At 65.5% G+C, this 15,451-nt stretch carries 14 protein-coding genes and 1 tRNA gene; 8 read left to right on the forward strand and 7 right to left on the reverse strand.

Features of this window, described 5'->3' with window-relative positions; genetic code table 11:
- Nucleotides 1-2: 2 nt before the first annotated feature.
- Nucleotides 3-77, reverse strand: a tRNA-Gly gene (locus CK215_RS18310).
- Between the two features lie 208 nt (nucleotides 78-285).
- Here CK215_RS18310 and CK215_RS18315 point away from each other — a divergent pair.
- The 4 genes from CK215_RS18315 to CK215_RS18330 all read left to right on the forward strand — a co-directional run bounded on the left by CK215_RS18315 (nucleotide 286) and on the right by CK215_RS18330 (nucleotide 3,059).
- Nucleotides 286-783 (forward strand): prolyl-tRNA synthetase associated domain-containing protein, encoded by a 498-nt coding sequence (locus CK215_RS18315; RefSeq protein ID WP_066991899.1) that lies wholly within the window; start codon nucleotides 286-288, stop codon nucleotides 781-783.
- An 86-nt stretch (nucleotides 784-869) separates the two neighbouring features.
- The gene (gene trxA / locus CK215_RS18320; protein WP_095777067.1) at nucleotides 870-1,865 is read left to right on the forward strand and encodes a thioredoxin; all 996 of its coding nucleotides are present in this window, start codon (nucleotides 870-872) and stop codon (nucleotides 1,863-1,865) included.
- A gap of 196 nt (nucleotides 1,866-2,061) precedes the next feature.
- Nucleotides 2,062-2,733 carry an LON peptidase substrate-binding domain-containing protein gene (locus CK215_RS18325; RefSeq protein WP_095777066.1) on the forward strand — a complete coding sequence of 224 codons (672 nt, stop codon included), beginning with the start codon at nucleotides 2,062-2,064 and terminating at the stop codon, nucleotides 2,731-2,733.
- A gap of 80 nt (nucleotides 2,734-2,813) precedes the next feature.
- Nucleotides 2,814-3,059, forward strand: coding sequence for a Trm112 family protein (locus CK215_RS18330; RefSeq protein ID WP_066991609.1), 246 nt, complete (start codon nucleotides 2,814-2,816; stop codon nucleotides 3,057-3,059).
- A 24-nt stretch (nucleotides 3,060-3,083) separates the two neighbouring features.
- On the opposite strand, the gene CK215_RS18335 is transcribed toward CK215_RS18330, so the two are convergent.
- From CK215_RS18335 to CK215_RS31830, 3 genes are read right to left on the reverse strand one after another with little or no spacing between them, the layout of a single operon-like run.
- Nucleotides 3,084-6,416, reverse strand: a complete 3,333-nt coding sequence (locus CK215_RS18335; RefSeq protein WP_095831750.1) for an error-prone DNA polymerase — start codon at nucleotides 6,414-6,416, stop codon at nucleotides 3,084-3,086.
- Nucleotides 6,413-7,888 carry a DUF6504 family protein gene (locus tag CK215_RS18340; protein WP_095831751.1) on the reverse strand — a complete coding sequence of 492 codons (1,476 nt, stop codon included), beginning with the start codon at nucleotides 7,886-7,888 and terminating at the stop codon, nucleotides 6,413-6,415. Before CK215_RS18340 ends, CK215_RS18335 begins: the two co-directional genes overlap by 4 nt.
- Entirely contained in the window at nucleotides 7,830-8,930 is a 1,101-nt protein-coding gene (locus CK215_RS31830; RefSeq protein WP_095831816.1) for a hypothetical protein, read from the reverse strand. The genes CK215_RS18340 and CK215_RS31830 overlap by 59 nt, the downstream gene beginning before the upstream one ends.
- Before the next feature lie 183 nt (nucleotides 8,931-9,113).
- Here CK215_RS31830 and CK215_RS18350 point away from each other — a divergent pair, with 183 nt between their 5' ends.
- Nucleotides 9,114-9,551: a metallopeptidase family protein gene (locus tag CK215_RS18350; RefSeq protein WP_066991616.1), complete on the forward strand. Its 438-nt coding sequence runs from the start codon at nucleotides 9,114-9,116 to the stop codon at nucleotides 9,549-9,551.
- Between the two features lie 25 nt (nucleotides 9,552-9,576).
- Here the strand turns inward: CK215_RS18350 and CK215_RS18355 are convergent, their stop codons facing one another.
- Both CK215_RS18355 and CK215_RS18360 read right to left on the reverse strand, forming a co-directional pair.
- Nucleotides 9,577-9,783, reverse strand: coding sequence for a DUF1737 domain-containing protein (locus tag CK215_RS18355; protein WP_095831752.1), 207 nt, complete (start codon nucleotides 9,781-9,783; stop codon nucleotides 9,577-9,579).
- A gap of 55 nt (nucleotides 9,784-9,838) precedes the next feature.
- A complete protein-coding gene (locus CK215_RS18360) occupies nucleotides 9,839-10,720 on the reverse strand; it encodes a CoA ester lyase (protein ID WP_245418731.1) in 882 nt (293 codons plus the stop codon).
- A 537-nt stretch (nucleotides 10,721-11,257) separates the two neighbouring features.
- Here CK215_RS18360 and CK215_RS18365 point away from each other — a divergent pair.
- The 3 genes from CK215_RS18365 to CK215_RS18375 are packed head-to-tail and all read left to right on the forward strand — an operon-like array spanning nucleotide 11,258 to nucleotide 14,705.
- Nucleotides 11,258-11,956, forward strand: a complete 699-nt coding sequence (locus CK215_RS18365) for a response regulator transcription factor (RefSeq protein WP_095782764.1) — start codon at nucleotides 11,258-11,260, stop codon at nucleotides 11,954-11,956.
- Nucleotides 11,944-13,515 (forward strand): HAMP domain-containing sensor histidine kinase, encoded by a 1,572-nt coding sequence (locus tag CK215_RS18370; protein WP_095831754.1) that lies wholly within the window; start codon nucleotides 11,944-11,946, stop codon nucleotides 13,513-13,515. Before CK215_RS18365 ends, CK215_RS18370 begins: the two co-directional genes overlap by 13 nt.
- A gap of 23 nt (nucleotides 13,516-13,538) precedes the next feature.
- Nucleotides 13,539-14,705, forward strand: a complete 1,167-nt coding sequence (locus CK215_RS18375) for an FAD-binding oxidoreductase (RefSeq protein WP_095777063.1) — start codon at nucleotides 13,539-13,541, stop codon at nucleotides 14,703-14,705.
- Here CK215_RS18375 and CK215_RS18380 read toward each other — a convergent pair.
- A complete protein-coding gene (locus CK215_RS18380; protein ID WP_095831755.1) occupies nucleotides 14,624-15,433 on the reverse strand; it encodes a DUF72 domain-containing protein in 810 nt (269 codons plus the stop codon). The genes CK215_RS18375 and CK215_RS18380 overlap by 82 nt on opposite strands.
- Nucleotides 15,434-15,451 lie beyond the last annotated feature (18 nt).

A 15,451-nucleotide genomic window follows, 5' to 3' on the forward strand; every position in this document is an offset into this window, starting at 1 on the left:
ACTGGAGCGGGTGAGGCGATTCGAACGCCCGACCCCAACCTTGGCAAGGTTGTGCTCTACCCCTGAGCTACACCCGCTCGCGCGGCCTTGGGCCGCAAGCCGCGCCTATATGGCCGAAGAGCGCGGCGATTGCAACAGGGAAATGACGGTCTTTTTGGAGCTAGCTCTTCCTATAGGGAAGGTTGGTTTCGAACCGGCGGATTGCGTTGGCCCAGCCGGGCGATCTTGCCCCAAGGGCATCGTTCGCCGTAAACGGCACAAGCTTTCCAGATGATGCGAGGACCGATGCCGAAGACCGAAGCCGAGCTTTATGCCTTTCTTGCCGATCTCGGCATTTCCGTCTCGACGGTGCGCCACCCGCCCTTGTTCACGGTCGCCGATTCGCAGGCGCTGCGCGGAGAGATCCCGGGCGGCCACACCAAGAACCTCTTTCTCAAGGACAAGAAGGACAATTACTTTCTCGTCACCGTCGGCGAGGAGGCCGTGGTGGATCTCAAGCAGATCCACCATCTGATCGGCGCCGCCAGCCGCGTCTCCTTCGGCAAGCCGGAAATGCTGATGGAGCTGCTCGGCGTCATTCCCGGCGCGGTTACCATCTTCGGCCTGATCAACGACACGGCCGGGCGGATCAAGGTGGTTCTGGACCAGGAATTGATGAGCCACGAGGTCATCAACGGCCATCCCCTGACCAATGAGGCGACGACGGCCATCGCCGCTGCCGATCTCGTCAAATTCGTCGAGGCAACCGGCCACGATCCTGTTATCTTGAAAGTCTCGGGCTGATCGCCACATGGATGGCGAAACCGAAATCCGACAATAACGCGCCGCACCCCCGAAGCCGGCGACGACGCGACCGAAAGGGCGACGACATGAGTGACAACAATCCGTTCAGCGGCTCATTTGGCGGCAATGCCGGCCAGTACGCCCAATCCGTGCAATATGGCGGGGGCGACCGCGGCAAGGTATCGCTCGGCGAGGCGCCTGCGGCCGCGGATCTCGTCAAGGATACGACGACCGCGACGTTCGCGGCCGACGTCATCCAGGAATCGCGCCGCCAGCCGGTGCTGGTCGACTTCTGGGCGCCCTGGTGCGGGCCGTGCAAGCAGCTGACGCCGCAGCTCGAAAAGGCGGTCAAGGCTGCCGGCGGCAAGGTCAAGCTGGTCAAGATGAACATCGACGACCATCCCTCAGTCGCCGGCCAGCTCGGCATCCAGTCGATTCCCGCGGTCATCGCCTTCAAGGACGGCCAGCCGGTCGACGGCTTCATGGGCGCCATTCCGGAAAGCCAGATCACGCAGTTCATCCAGAAGGTCGGCGGCAAGGGCGGCGGCGGCGCGCCGCAGATCACCGAAGCGCTGGCCGCGGCCGCCGAGGCGCGCGAGGCAGGCGACACCCAGACCGCGGCCGACATCTATGATGCGATCCTCGAGCAGTCGCCCGAAACCATCGAGGCCATCGCCGGGCTCGGGGAGATCCTGTTCGAGGCCGGCGACAGCCAAGGCGCCGAGACGGTGCTTGCCAAGGCGCCGGAGGACAAGAAGGACGCGCCGGCGCTTGCCGCGCTGCGCGCCAAGATGACGCTCGCGGCGGAAGCCGCCGCGCTCGGCAATCCGGCCGAGTTCGAACGCCGGCTCGCCGCCAATCCAAACGATCACCAGGCGCGGTTCGACCTGGCGATGGTGCAGAATGCGCGCGGCGAGCGGATGCAGGCCGCCGACAACCTGCTGGCGATCGTCAGGGCCGACCGGACGTGGAACGACGATGGCGCGCGTGCGCAGCTGTTGAAGTTCTTCGAGGCATGGGGGATGACCGACGAGGCGACGCTGTCGGCGCGGCGCAAGCTGTCGTCGCTGTTGTTCTCCTGAGCGTTTTGCCGGCTTTGCTGCCGGCCCCTTTTGCCAGGAGGGTCTTGCGCAAGGCGGCGACTGCGCCAGATAGGCGGCAGCGGCTTGCCCCTGCCGGTTAAGGGTTTAAACAGGCTGGGTTGCGTAAGAGGAGATCGCAGATTGATACGCTGCCCGGCGACGCTTTCGAGAGTTGAAGCGCAGGCGGAGGGTTGAGGTGCAGGTCGGAAACGCCCGCTACCGGCTCGCCAGGGATCTGCCGTCGAGGATCCCGGTGTTTCCGCTCGCCGGGGCGCTGCTGCTGCCCGGCGGCCGCATGCCGCTCAACATTTTCGAGCCGCGCTACCTGGAGATGATCGATGAGGCGATGGCCGGGCCGCGGTTGATCGGCATGATCCAGCCCAGCCTCGACGGCGCGTTGCGCGACGACGGCGAGCCCGAGCTTTGCAGCGTCGGCTGTGCCGGGCGCATCATCTCGCTTGCCGAGACCGGCGACGGGCGCTACCTGATCTCGCTGCAAGGCGTCTGCCGCTTCCGCGTCACAGATGAGCTGGCGGTCAAGACGCCGTTCCGGCAATGCCGGATGGCGCCCTTCCTCGCCGATCTCGAGGAGGATCCGGCCGGTGCCGAGGTCGACCGCCCTGCCCTGCTCAAGGCGTTCCGCGCCTATCTGCAGGCCAATGACCTTGAGGCCGACTGGGAAAGCGTGAGCCGCGCCGAGAACGCCATGCTGGTCAACGCGCTGTCGATGATGGCGCCCTATGGGCCGGCCGAGAAGCAGGCCCTGCTCGAGGCGGCGGATCTGAAGACGCGCGCCGAGACGCTGATCGCCATCACCGAAATTACGCTGGCGCGCGAGGATGAGGATTTTGGCTCGAGCCTGCAGTAAGCGTAATGATTCAGGTGAAAATCGGCCTGACCTGAATCTCAACACTTAGGCCGGCGGCAGTTGGACAATGGAAAAGTGCGATGGCGGCGGACGGACGTGACGGGCGCAAAGCCACGGTCGACCCGAAATTGCTGGAACTGCTCGCCTGCCCGCTGACCAAAGGACCGCTGACCTGGGACGCCGAGCGCAGCGAGCTGATCTCGCGCGTGGCGAAACTTGCCTATCCGGTGCGTGACGGCATCCCGATCATGCTGCCTTCGGAAGCACGCACGATCTCGGCCGAAGACGCGCTCAAGCCGCCGCCGCGGCTCGGCGGGCCGTCGTGAATCGCGCTGGCGGACCGGTTGCCGCTACTGGAAATTGCGCCCCTTGGGCATGACCTGTTGCGCCGCGCCCGACAGGGCGTCGACATGCTGCCGCCCCGGCAGGCCGCGGTTCGCGGAGCGCTCCGGTCCATTCGATGACCCGGCGGGCTGATGCTCGATGGTGGGCGGCTCCTGCAGGAGGACGCTCAGCCAGGGCGTCAAATCCTCGATCCTGTCGGCGACGATGTGGATGACATCCGATTCCTGCTGCAGCTTGCCGGTGACGCGGATGAAGCGTGCGCCCATCACGATAGAGCGGAAGCGGTCGAAGACGCGCGGCCAGATGATGACATTGGCGATCGCCTTTTCGTCCTCCAGCGTTAGGAAGATCGCATTGCCCTTGCCGGGGCGCTGGCGCACCAGCACCAGGCCGGCGACGGTGACGCGGCGGCCGTCGCGCACCGACGGCAGGCGGACATTAGGGGTGATGCCGGCGCGGTCAAGCCGCTCGCGCAGGAAGGCGACGGGATGTTCCTTCAGCGACAGGCCGAGCGAGCGATAGTCGTGGACGACATGCTCGCCGAGCGGCATTTTCGGCAGCTTCGTCTCGGGCTCCAGCTCGCGCAGTCGGAGCGTGGGCTGGTCGAACAGCGGCAGTTTCTCGGCAGCGCTCCTGCCGTCCAGCGCGCGCACCTCCCAGAGCGCCGCGCGTCGGTCGAGGCCGAGCGAGCGGAAGGCGTCTGCCTGGGCCAGCCTTTCGATCTCGCCGACATCGAGGCCTGAACGCAGCCAGACATCCCTGACCGATCGATAGCCGTCGCCGCGCCGGGCGACGGCGGCCTCCATCCCTTCCTCCGAAAGCCCCTTGATCTGACGGAAGCCAAGCCGCACCGCATGAGCCGTCTCGATGACGCCGCGCATCGAGGCATGGCGTTCGAGGATGCGCGAAGGATCGAAACCGGACTTCTCCAGCGTGCAATCCCAGAGGGAATGGTTGATATCGACCTCACGCACCTCCACGCCATGGTCGCGCGCGTCGCGAACGAGCTGGGCCGGCTGATAGAACCCCATCGGCTGCGAGTTCAAAATCGCGGCGCAGAACACGTCGGGATAGAAGGTCTTGAACCAGCAGGAGGCATAGACCAGCAGCGCGAAGGAGGCGGCGTGGCTTTCCGGAAAGCCATATTCGCCAAAGCCTTCGATCTGCTTGAAGCAACGCTCGGCGAATTCCTTTTGGTAGCCCTTGTCGACCATGCCGTCGATCATGCGCTGGCGGTAGTTGCCGATCGTGCCGGTGCGCTTGAAGGTGGCCATTGCGCGCCGCAGCTCATCGGCCTCGCCCGGCTGGAAGCCGCCGGCAACGATGGCGATCTTCATCGCCTGCTCCTGGAACAGCGGCACGCCCAGCGTCTTGCCGAGAATCTCCTTCAATTCCGGCTTCGGGTATTCGGCTTTCTCCTTGCCCTGCCGTCTACGCAGATAGGGGTGCACCATGTCGCCCTGGATCGGGCCGGGCCGCACGATCGCCACCTCGATGACGAGATCGTAGAATTCACGCGGTTGAAGCCGCGGCAGCATCGACATCTGGGCGCGCGATTCGATCTGGAAGACGCCCAGCGTGTCGGCCCGGCAGATCATGTCGTAGACGCGAGGGTCCTCCGGCGGCAGCGAGCTCAACTGATGCGGCCGGCCGTATTTGTCACGCGCCTGCGGATAATGATGCGTGAGCAAGGTCAGGGCTCGCTTCAGGCAGGTCAGCATGCCGAGCGCCAGCACATCCACCTTGAGGATCTTGACCGCGTCGAGATCGTCCTTGTCCCACTCGACCATCTTGCGCTCTTCCATCGCCGTCTTGACGATGGGCACGACCTCGTCGAGCCGGTCGCGGGTGATGACGAAGCCGCCGACATGCTGGGAGAGATGGCGGGGGAAGCCGATGATCTCGTTGGCGCGTTCCAGCACCTGCCGCGACAGCGGATCGGCGCGGTCGAGGCCGCCGGCATTGGCTTCCCTTTCGCCGAGCTCCGAGGTCGACCAGCCCCAGATGGTGCTCGACAGGGCGCTCCTGACGTCTTCGGACAAGCCCATGGCCTTCGCCACCTCGCGCAGGGCGGAGCGGCCGCGATAGCTGATGACGGCGGCGGCCAGCGCCGTGCGCTTGGCGCTGTATTTCTCGTAAATATAAGCGATGACCTCGTCGCGCCGTTCATGCTCGAAGTCGACGTCGATGTCGGGAGGCTCGTTACGTTTCTCGGAGATGAAGCGCTCGAAGAGGGCATCGATCCGGTCAGGGCCGACCTCGGTGATGCCGATGCAGAAGCAAATGACCGAATTGGCGGCCGAGCCGCGCCCCTGGCAAAGGATACCCTTGCTGCGGGCGAATTTCACGATGTCATAGACGGTCAGGAAATAGCGCGCATAGTTCAGCCGCTCGATCAGAGCGAGCTCGCTGCCGATGCGCCGCAGCACTTCTTCCGGGATTCCGGCCGGATAGCGCACGGCCGCTCCTTCCCGCGCTAGGCGTTCGAGCTCGGCCTGCGGTCCGAGGCCGGATTCCGTCGGCTCGTCCGGATAATTGTATTCGAGGTCGCTGAGCGAGAAGGTGAGCTCGTCGGCGAAGCGCAGCGTCTCCGCCAGCGCTTCAGGGTGCCGGCGGAAAAGCCGCGCCATCTCCAGCGGCGTCTTCAGATGACGCTCGGCATTTGCCGTCAGCTCCAGCCCGACCTCGGAAACCGGCGTGTTGAGGCGGATCGCGGTCAGCACGTCCTGCAGCGGGCGGCGGTCGGCGGCATGATAGAGCACGTCGTTGGTCGCCATCAGCGGGATGTGCAGATGTTGGGCCATCGCCGCCGCCTGCTCGATGCGGAAGCGGTCGTTGCCGCCGTAATCAGGCGCCACGGCAAGCCGAAGCGCGGCGCCGAAACGATCCTTAAGCCGGCTAATGAGCGTCAGATTGTCTTCCGCGCCTCCCGACAGGTTGGGCAGGATCGCCAGCGACATCAGATCGCCCCATTCGAGAAGGTCGTTGAGTTCGAGCAGCGTCGCGCCCTTCTCGTTCTCGTCGCGCAGATTGGCCTGCGTCAGCATGCGGCAGAGATGTCCCCAGCCCTTGCGGTTGCGGGGGTAAGCCAGAATGTCCGGCGTGCCGTCGCAAAAAACCAGGCGGCAACCGGGATGATAGGGCAGCTTCTCGACCCTGGCCTGCTGCCAGGCCCGCACGACGCCGGCGACCGTGTTGCGGTCGGCAAGGCCGATCGAGGAAAAGCCATAGAATTTCGCCGTGACCACCAGCTCCTCGGGCTTCGAGGCGCCGCGCAGGAAGGAAAAGTTCGACTGGATGCCGAACTCGGCATAGGGGATGGCGGTCAGCGCGTTCATGCGAAGACGCCGTGCATGAACCAGCGCGGCGCGGCCTGCGAGGCGCTGCTGTAGAGGCCCTGGCGGTAGAGCCAGTAGCGGCGCCCCTCGCTGTCCTCGATGCGGTAATAGTCGCGCGTCGGCGCCTCTTCCTCGCCGGGCATCTGCCGCCACCATTCGGCGGCGATGCGCTCCGGCCCTTCGGCGCGGGCGACGCGGTAAAGCGCGCGCCGCCAGCGGAAATTCATCGGCGGGCCCTCGGGGATCTCGGTCGCCGGCACCTCGATCGGCTCGGGCGAGCGGAACAGCCGTACCGGCCGCTCCGGCGGGAAGATGGTCATCGGAGGTGCTGTCCGGTCGGGCTTCGGCGGCATGCGCCTTTGCGGCGCCTCCGCGAAAGGAACCGTGGTAACGGCGCGCTCCGGCAGGTGGCTATCGACGATGACCGGCTTCAGCACGGCGGCTTCGCCGAGACGGGCACGCACGCGGTCGGCGAATAAAGCGATGTCGGCGTCATCGTCGCTTGTCTCGCCGGCAAGGTCGCCCTGCAGCATGTCGAAGGCGGCGACCGAAAGCACCGACAGCCGCACGAGGTCGAAGCCGAAGCCGGCATCGATGGTCTGTTCCAGCGCGGTCAGCCGTTCGTGAAACAGCTTTCGGATCAGCTGCGGCTCGCGCATGGGGCGCGAGGTGCCAACCGCGATGCGGCTGACGAGGCCGTCGACGCGAAAGAGGAGAAGGGCGAGCGCCCGCGCGCCTTCGCCGCGGCGCTCGAGGTCGGCCTTCAAGGCAACGGCAAGCCGGCTCACCAGCCGCTCGATGTCGTCGGTGAGCACGATCGGCTCGGCAAGATGGCGCTCGACCGAGAGCGGTGCCACGGGAAGGCGCGGCGACACCGCCTCGTCGAGCCGGCCGAGCGCCTGGTCGAGGCGCAGAAGCAAGGTGGCGCCGAAGCGGCGGGCGAGCGGCGCGCGGGGTGCGGCCATCACCGCGCCCGCCGTGCGCAGGCCGACGCTTTCCAGGCTGGCGCGGGTTTCGGGCGCGATGCGCAGCGCCGAAAGCGGCAGGGGCGAAAGCAGCGCCGCCTCCTCGCCGCCGGCAACAATGCGGTCGCCGTGGAAGCGCGCCGCCGCCCAGGCGGCGCCCGGCGTCGAGGCGAGGCCGGCGCGAACATCGAAACCCTGCTGGAAGAAACGGGTGAGGATCTCGTCTTGCATGGCCCGCTCGCCACCAAACAGGTGCGTGCAGCCGGTGACGTCGAGAAACAGCCCGTCCTCGCCGTCGATCGCCACCAGCGGCGTGTAGCGGTCGCACCAGTCGGCGAGGCCTTCGAGCAGACGGCGGTCGGCCTCCGGATCGGCCTCCACCACATCGATCGACGGATGCATGGCGCGGGCGTCGGCAATGCCCATGCCGCGCTTCAGCTTCAGCGCCTCAGCCCGCTCGTCGAGGGCTGCGATGCGCTGGGCGTTGCTGTCGCGATGGCTGATCACAAGCGGTGGGTAAGATGAGGGCAGGTGATGCGAGGGCCGGGAACGCCAGGACCGCCCCAGACGCTGGCGCAGGATCCGCTCCGCGCAAAGATAGGGGAACCACAGCGACAGAATTCGTTGCCCGCTCTTCCTCGGGCCTTCTTTCGGCAAAAGCGTGCTCATCGGGGTTCCACTCCAGTGTGAATTGTCCGGGCAGGGCCGTGCGGCTCTTGCCGATATCGACGGTGAAGGCGGGGCGGCCGATCGAGCCGGCCAGCGCGCCGGCGAGCGTTTCGCGGCTCGCCGCGGGCGCTGCCGAAACAATGAGGCGCACGGGCGCCGCGGTGGGCTCGGCCTGGCCGGCCTGACGCAGCAAAAATACTGGCCGGCCGGCGCTCTGGGCGCGGGCGTGCAGCCGCCGCGTCGCGGTAAGGTCGAGAAGCCGGGGGCTGCCGCGGATCTCGAGGATGACGGCGGCGAAGGCCGTCATGCGGGCGGCCTCCTCGGCGATCCACAGCGCGTCGACCAGTTTCGGCGCTTCGGAAAACAGCAATTGTTCGGGCTCGATGCCGAAGAAGGCGTGGAGGCCCCTGGCATAGGGAAAGCCGGCCTCGCGGAAAATCTCCGCCGTTCCGATCCAGAGGACCGGCAGGCCCTGCTTCTGTTTGAGGATCAGGCTGGCGAGCGACAGCGCAAAGCCGGCCACGGCGCCGGCATCGCGGGTCTCCAGCCCATGGATTTCACTGAGCGCCGCCTTGGGCACGCCCCCGCCGAGGGCGGTGTCGAGGCGTTCTATGCCGGTGTGCAGGAAGGCATCCGGCGAGGCCACAGCAAGGCCGCGCCGGACGATGGTGATTTCGGGGGTAGCGTCCGATCCCGCGGCATCGCCAGCTATTTGTTTTTTTGCAAGTCCGGACGGAAAACCGCTTCGCACTGTTCCTGGAATGGCTTTTGGCGCGCCGGAAGCCGGCGCTTCCAGGCGCTCGGGCAGCGTTCCCTCGATCTTCGCGATCTGGCGGCGCAGGGCAAAAACAGTTTCCCGCGCCACGGCGCTTATCGCCATGACGTTCACTTCCGGCAGCAGTTGTTCCTGTTATGTTCTTATAGATTCCAGAGGGGCCTGGAAGAGTCAAGCGGAGTCGCAAGGAATTTATTCCTTCGGCTTTCAGCTTCCAAGACCCAGCCAGCCAGGTCCATTTGCCTCGACCGGCGCGAAAGCCTATATGCCGAGGTCAAAGGAAACCTCATGGCCCGCATCTACAAGACCCGCATCTGGCACGACCAACTCTCGCCATCGATGGATGAGATGGAACTTCTGGCGCTGGAGGCCTACGCCCATCTGCCGGAGGAGTTCCGCAAGCTCACCGGCGAGATCATCATCCAGATCGCCGATTTTCCGACCGACGAGATCATGGACGACCTGTCGCTGGAGACGCCCTTCGACCTGCTTGGCCTGTTCGAGGGGCGGGGCATCGCCGAGCGCTGGAACCCGCAGACCGGCGAGGGGCCGAACCGCATCACGCTCTACCGCCGCGCCATCCTCGACTATTGGGCCGAGAACGAGGAGACGCTGGGCGACATCGTCACCCACGTTCTGATCCACGAAATCGGCCACCATTTCGGCCTGTCGGACGACGACATGGAGCGGATCGAGGAAGCGGCGGAGCAGGCAGCGGCGGGGTGACGACTGAGAGGGCTGCCGCCCTTTCCTACCAATCGCTGAGCTTGGTGTCGGGCGTATATTCCTGGCCCTCGACATCCTTCACCACGGCCTGGCCGCAGCGCATCGACTTGGTCGTCTTGTCATAGGCATAGGTCGGCGAGCCGAACAGGTGCCAGCCCTTGTTCAGGGCCGAAGTCACCTTATGGCAGAAAGTGGAATCGTCCGGACCGGACAGAAAGCGGTAGAGTTTCATTTTCGACCCTGTCGTGACCAATGCTTGTCTATCTTCCTGGAATCGCTCGAGCGTATCATGCGCCGATGATTGCGGCCTTCGCCAGAAGTTTCTCGGCTTCCGCCAGATGCAGCCGCTCGACCATGCGGCCGTCCAGCGCAATGACGCTTTTGCCGGCATTTTCGGGCCGTGAGAACGCCTCCCTGATCGCGCGCGCCCTGGCCAGCGCCTCCGGCGCCGGCGCAAAGGCGCGGTTCGCGGGCTCGATCTGGGCGGGGTGGATCAGCGATTTGCCGTCGAAACCCATGGCGGCCGCCTCGGCGCATTCCCGCGCCAGGGCGTCCAGGTCGCGAAAGTCGTTGGCGACGCCGTCGATCACGTCGAGGCCGCCGGCGCGGGCGGCGAGCACAAGCTGCAGCAGCCAGGGCGTGAGATAGCGTCGGTCGGGCGTTGCCAGAATGCCGGTCGCTTTCACCAGATCGTTCGTTCCGGCAACGAAACAAGCCAGGCGAGACGCCTGATCGCGGCCAAGCTCGGCGATGGCGCCGACGTTGAGCAGCGCCTTGGGCGTCTCGATCATTGCCCACAGTTTAACGATATCCGGCGCGAAATTGTCGTCGAGCAGGTCGCCGGCCTCGAGGATGTCGCGCGGCGTGCCGATCTTGGGCAAAAGAATGCCGTCGGGCTCTGCCTTGGCGACGGTTAACAGGTCGTCGATGCCCCATTCACTGCCGAGCGGATTGATGCGCACCACCATCTCGCAGCGGCGCGCCGGCCGCGCGGCGAGGATGCCGGTAAGCTTGTGGCGGGCGGAAACCTTGTCGGCCAGCGCCACGCCATCCTCGAGGTCGATGATGACGGTATCGCAGGCGAGCGAGGCGATCTTGGCCAGCGCCTTGTCGTTTGAAGCGGGCACGTAGAGCACCGAGCGGCGCGGGCGGTAGGTGTCAGAGGTCATGGCCGATCTATGCAGGCTGGAGACGAGTGAGGCAAGGCGCGGCACCATAGAACTCATTTGCGTTCTGGCTAATTGTCGAAGCGAAGCCGGCGATGGCAGCGCCCCTCTCCCCGTCACTATACGGGGAGAGGATGCCGGCAGGCAGGTGAGGGGCGGCGCCAGCCTGAAACGACTTTGCTCCTGCACGAAATCTGCAAATCCTTGCGGAAAACCTCCTCCAATCCGCCGCGCGCTTTCCGCAGCCGCCGGCGAAACAGGCGGCATGCGAACACATCACAGATCCCGCTGGTCCCTGCCCCGGCGCCTCCGCAACGAAGGCTGGTGGTTGGTCGAGCCGCAGAGGCCGCGCATAACGGCGGTCATGCTTCCTTTCATCCCAAGATCACGGCTGCGGCATGCCATGCGAGCGGCGGCGCTCGGGACGGTTCGGTCTTGACGCCAGCTTTCACGACTGGCGGCCTTTGCGCGCTCTCGACAAGCACGGCCCGCTTGCTAATCCTGTCATGACAAAACCGTATTCAGCGAGCTGCCGATTCCATGCCGCACAACATCCTCGTCGCCGACGACGATCCGCATATCCGCGAGATCATTTGCTTCGCGCTGGAAAAGGCCGGCATGAAGACGGCCGCCGTCGCTGACGGCGCCGCCGCGCTGCAAGCGGTCGAGCGCCGCGCGCCCGACCTCATCGTGCTGGACATCGGCATGCCGGAAATGGACGGGCTGGAGGTCTGCCGCAGGCTGCGGCAGCGCTCCGACGTGCCGGTGCTGTTCCTGTCGGCCCGCGATGAAGAAATCGACCGCATCCTCGGCCTTGAAATGGGCGGCGACGACTATGTGACGAAACCGTTCAGCCCACGCGAGCTGGTTGCCCGCGTCAACGTCATCCTGCGGCGGGCGCGCCCGGCGGTGGTGGAGGAAGACGCTGACGACCGTCGGTTCGCGCATGGCAAGCTGGTGCTGGTTCCGGCAAGCCATGCGGCGAGCTTTGAAGGCAGGCCGCTCACCCTAACAGCGATCGAGTTCGCGATTCTGAAAGGTTTTCTTGGCCGCCCGCAGCATGTGCTTGGCCGCGATGCAGTGATGGCCAATGCTTACCAGTCCAACATCCATGTCTCGGAACGCACCGTCGACAGCCATATCCGCAACATCCGCGCCAAGCTGGCGGCGGTCGGCTGTTCGGATGCGATCGCGACCGTGCATGGCGTCGGCTTCCGGCTCGGCCGATGCGGTGGCTGAGCAAGGAGAAATGGCGGCCCAGGCTCGCCACCGTGGTCGTCGCCATCCTGATCGTGGTGATGGCGCTGCCGCTGGTCGGGCTGTTCTTCTTCCGGCTCTATGAAAACCAGCTGATCCGCCAGACCGAGGGCGAGCTCATCGCACAGGGCGCGGTGATTGCCGCCGTCTATGCCGATGCGGTGCGCGCGGCCGGCATTGCACCGGAACGGTTGGGAACGCCGATCTCGGCGGATCCGGCAAAGGACAATAATTACCCCTATCAGCCGATCGAGCCGCAGCTCGACCTTGCCTCCGACAATGTCATGCCGTCGCGACCCGCGGCCGTTCCCGCCACCGCCGATCCGGACTTCGCGGCCATAGGCGCAAAGCTCGACGGCATTCTGGACGAGGCGCAGAAGACAACGCTTGCCGGCTTCCGGCTGCTCGATCCGCATGGCGTGGTGATTGCCGGCGGCGGTGAGGTCGGACAGTCTTTCGGTGAGGTCGAGGAGGTGCGGCAGGCGCTCGCAGGCGCCTATGCAAGCGAGCTTCGCCTGCGGATTCCCGACCAGCCGCCGCCGCCGCTCTATTCGGTGAGTCGCGGCACCAAGGTGCGCGTCTTCGTCGCCTTGCCGGTCGAGCTCGACGGCAGGGTCGCCGGCGTGGTCTATATGTCGCGGACGCCGAACAACATCGTGAAACATCTCTATGGCGAGCGCGGCAAGGTCACGCTCGCGGCGATCGCGATTCTCGGCGGCACGCTGCTGATCGCGCTGGTGTTCATCCGCACCGTCAGCCGGCCGATCTATGCGCTGATCGAGCGCACCAAACGCATCGCCGCCGGCGACCGCGAGGCAATGCGGCCGCTCGCCCATCACGGCACGCGCGAGATGGCGGCGCTGTCGGCCGCCTTCCTCGACATGGCGCAAAAACTCCAGGCGCGCTCCGACAGCATCCAGACCTTCGCCACCCATGTCTCGCATGAGCTGAAATCGCCGCTGACGGCGATCCAGGGCGCGGCCGAGCTGCTCAGGGATTCCGGCGGGACGATGGACGAGGCCGAGCGACGGCGTTTTTCCAACAACATCGTCACCGATGCCGGACGGCTCAATCTGTTGGTGCGCCGGCTGCTCGAACTGGCGCGCGCGGAAAACCTGGCGCCGAGCGGCGAAAGCACGACAATCGGCGCGGCGCTGGCGCTGCTGCCGGTCGACGCCAGGCTGGAGGTACGAGTCGAATCGGGCAGCGATATCGGCCTCGGCATCTCGGGCGAGAATCTCGCGATCGTGCTCGCCAACCTCGTCGACAATTCCGCACGGCACGGCGCGAAGCAGGTGACGGTCGGCGCCGAAAAGGCGGGCGAAAGGGTGGCTCTCCATGTCGGCGACGACGGCGGCGGCATTTCGGCGGCCAATCGCGCAAAAATCTTCGAGCCGTTCTTCACCACAAGGCGCGAGGCCGGCGGCACCGGCATGGGCCTCGGCATCGTGCTGGCCCTCCTGAAAGCGCATGATGGCACGATAACGCTGGTTGACTCCGAACGCGGCGCGCGCTTCGAGATCAATTTGCCGGTCGCGTGAGGACCGGCGAATCGGAGAACAAAGTGCGTTACGACATCGTCATCATCGGCGGCGCCATCGTCGGGTCCTCGGTCGCCTACTATCTGCGCGAAGAAGGTTTTACCGGCTCCATCGCGCTGATCGAGCGCGATCCGCAATTCTCGCAAGCGGCGACGACGCTGTCCCTGGCCTCGATCCGCCAGCAATTTTCCATTCCTGAAAACATCCGCCTGTCGCAATTCACGCTGAAGCTGTTCCGGCGGCTGAAAGAGACTTTCGGCGCCGATGCCGACATCGGCTTTCGCGAGGGCGGTTATCTGATCCTCGCCGGCGAGGCGGGGCTGCCGATCCTCAAGGCCAATCACGAGGCGCAGATCGCCGAGGGCGCCGATATCGTGCTGGAGGATGCAGGCCAGCTCGCCCGCCGCTTCTCCTGGCTTTCGACCGAAGGCATTTCCGCCGGCGCCTATGGCCGCGGCGGCGAGGGCTGGTTCGACGCGCATGCGCTGCTGATGCTGTTCCGCAAAGCGCTGCGCGAGAGGAGGATCGACTTCATCACCGCGTCGGCCACCGGTATCACGCGCCAGGGCAGTCGGGTCACCGGCGTCGCCCTCGACAATGGCGAGACGCTGGAAGCGGGCATCATCGTCAACGCCGCCGGCCCGAACGCCGGCAAGGTGGCGGCCTTTGCCGGGCTCGCACTGCCGGTCGAGCCGCGCAAGCGCAACGTCTTCGTCTTCGAGGCACGGGAAAAATATGCCGACATGCCGCTGCTGGTCGATCCCTCCGGCATCTATGTGCGGCCGGAAGGCTCGGTCTATCTCACCGGCGGCGCCGAGCCGGAGGAAGGCGACCATGCACCCGATCCCAAGGATTTCGAGGTCGAGTGGCCGCTGTTCGAGGACGTGATCTGGCCGACTTTAGCCACCCGCGTCCCGGCCTTCGAGGCAATCAAGCCGACACGCGCCTGGGTCGGGCACTATGATTACAACACCCTCGACCAGAACGCGGTGATCGGGCCGCATCCGGAGGTGGAAAACTTCCTCTTCGCCAACGGCTTCTCCGGCCATGGCCTGCAGCAGGCGCCGGCGGTGGGCAAGGCGCTCTCGGAACTCATCGTGCATGGCGGCTATCGGACGATCGATTGCACGGCGTTCGGATATGAGCGCGTCGCGGCGGGGCGGGCGTTCAGGGAATTGAACGTCATCTGACGCATAATCGCATCGACCGCCAGCGCGTTGCCGAGCGCATGCCCGCGCGCCGTATTGTCGAAAATGCACCATACCTCGGTGGCTGACGCGCCCGCGCTGGCGAGCTGGGCGCTGATCTCCAACAGCCGGCCGGCGTCGTAGTCCGAAAAATAGACATGCGGCGCGCCATGAAAGCGGAAATAGGCGAGCTCATGCCAGCCACCGGGCGCGGAAGCGGCGGGAACTGAGGCAGGGTCGGCCGCCAGGCGCCCGACATGGAGGCGGCTCAGCAAAGCATCCGCCCCCGGCTCGAACCAACTGGCGTGACGCGGTTCGCAGACCAAGCGGCAGTCGATCTTGTCGTGCAACAAGGCGAAGAACTTTTTGGCTATCTGCCTGTCGAACTGCAGACTGGGCGGCAGCTGGACCAAGAGCGCGGCCAGCCTTTCACCTAGACCTCCGACCTCACCCATGAAAGCATCCAGAAGATCATGGCAATCTACCAGGCGGCGCTCATGGGTCGCGGCTTTGGGGATTTTGACAGAGAACCGAAAAAGATCCGGGACCGAGCACGCCCAGCGCTCATAGGTTTCGCGCTGATGCGGTTTGTAGAAGGAGGAGTTGATCTCCACGACAGGAAGACGCGAAGCGTAACGCTCCAATTGCGAGCCCGTCGCCGGAACAGAGGACCTGTGCGCTGCCGGTATGGTCCATCCGGCTGTTCCGACAAAAGGTTTGTTTTCGGCCATGTCGACAATCTGGACAGG

It is taken from the genome of Mesorhizobium sp. WSM3864, assembly GCF_002294955.1.
Taxonomy (GTDB): domain Bacteria; phylum Pseudomonadota; class Alphaproteobacteria; order Rhizobiales; family Rhizobiaceae; genus Mesorhizobium.

Coding starts and splice junctions, on each gene's coding strand:
- CK215_RS18315 (WP_066991899.1), top strand. CDS start 286: ATGCCGAAGACCGAAGCCGAGCTTTATGCCTTTCTTGCCGATCTCGGC.
- trxA (WP_095777067.1), top strand. CDS start 870: ATGAGTGACAACAATCCGTTCAGCGGCTCATTTGGCGGCAATGCCGGC.
- CK215_RS18330 (WP_066991609.1), top strand. CDS start 2,814: ATGGCGGCGGACGGACGTGACGGGCGCAAAGCCACGGTCGACCCGAAA.
- CK215_RS18335 (WP_095831750.1), bottom strand. CDS start 6,416: ATGAACGCGCTGACCGCCATCCCCTATGCCGAGTTCGGCATCCAGTCG.
- CK215_RS31830 (WP_095831816.1), bottom strand. CDS start 8,930: ATGGCGATAAGCGCCGTGGCGCGGGAAACTGTTTTTGCCCTGCGCCGC.
- CK215_RS18350 (WP_066991616.1), top strand. CDS start 9,114: ATGGCCCGCATCTACAAGACCCGCATCTGGCACGACCAACTCTCGCCA.
- CK215_RS18355 (WP_095831752.1), bottom strand. CDS start 9,783: ATGAAACTCTACCGCTTTCTGTCCGGTCCGGACGATTCCACTTTCTGC.
- CK215_RS18360 (WP_245418731.1), bottom strand. CDS start 10,720: ATGACCTCTGACACCTACCGCCCGCGCCGCTCGGTGCTCTACGTGCCC.
- CK215_RS18365 (WP_095782764.1), top strand. CDS start 11,258: ATGCCGCACAACATCCTCGTCGCCGACGACGATCCGCATATCCGCGAG.
- CK215_RS18370 (WP_095831754.1), top strand. CDS start 11,944: ATGCGGTGGCTGAGCAAGGAGAAATGGCGGCCCAGGCTCGCCACCGTG.
- CK215_RS18380 (WP_095831755.1), bottom strand. CDS start 15,433: ATGGCCGAAAACAAACCTTTTGTCGGAACAGCCGGATGGACCATACCG.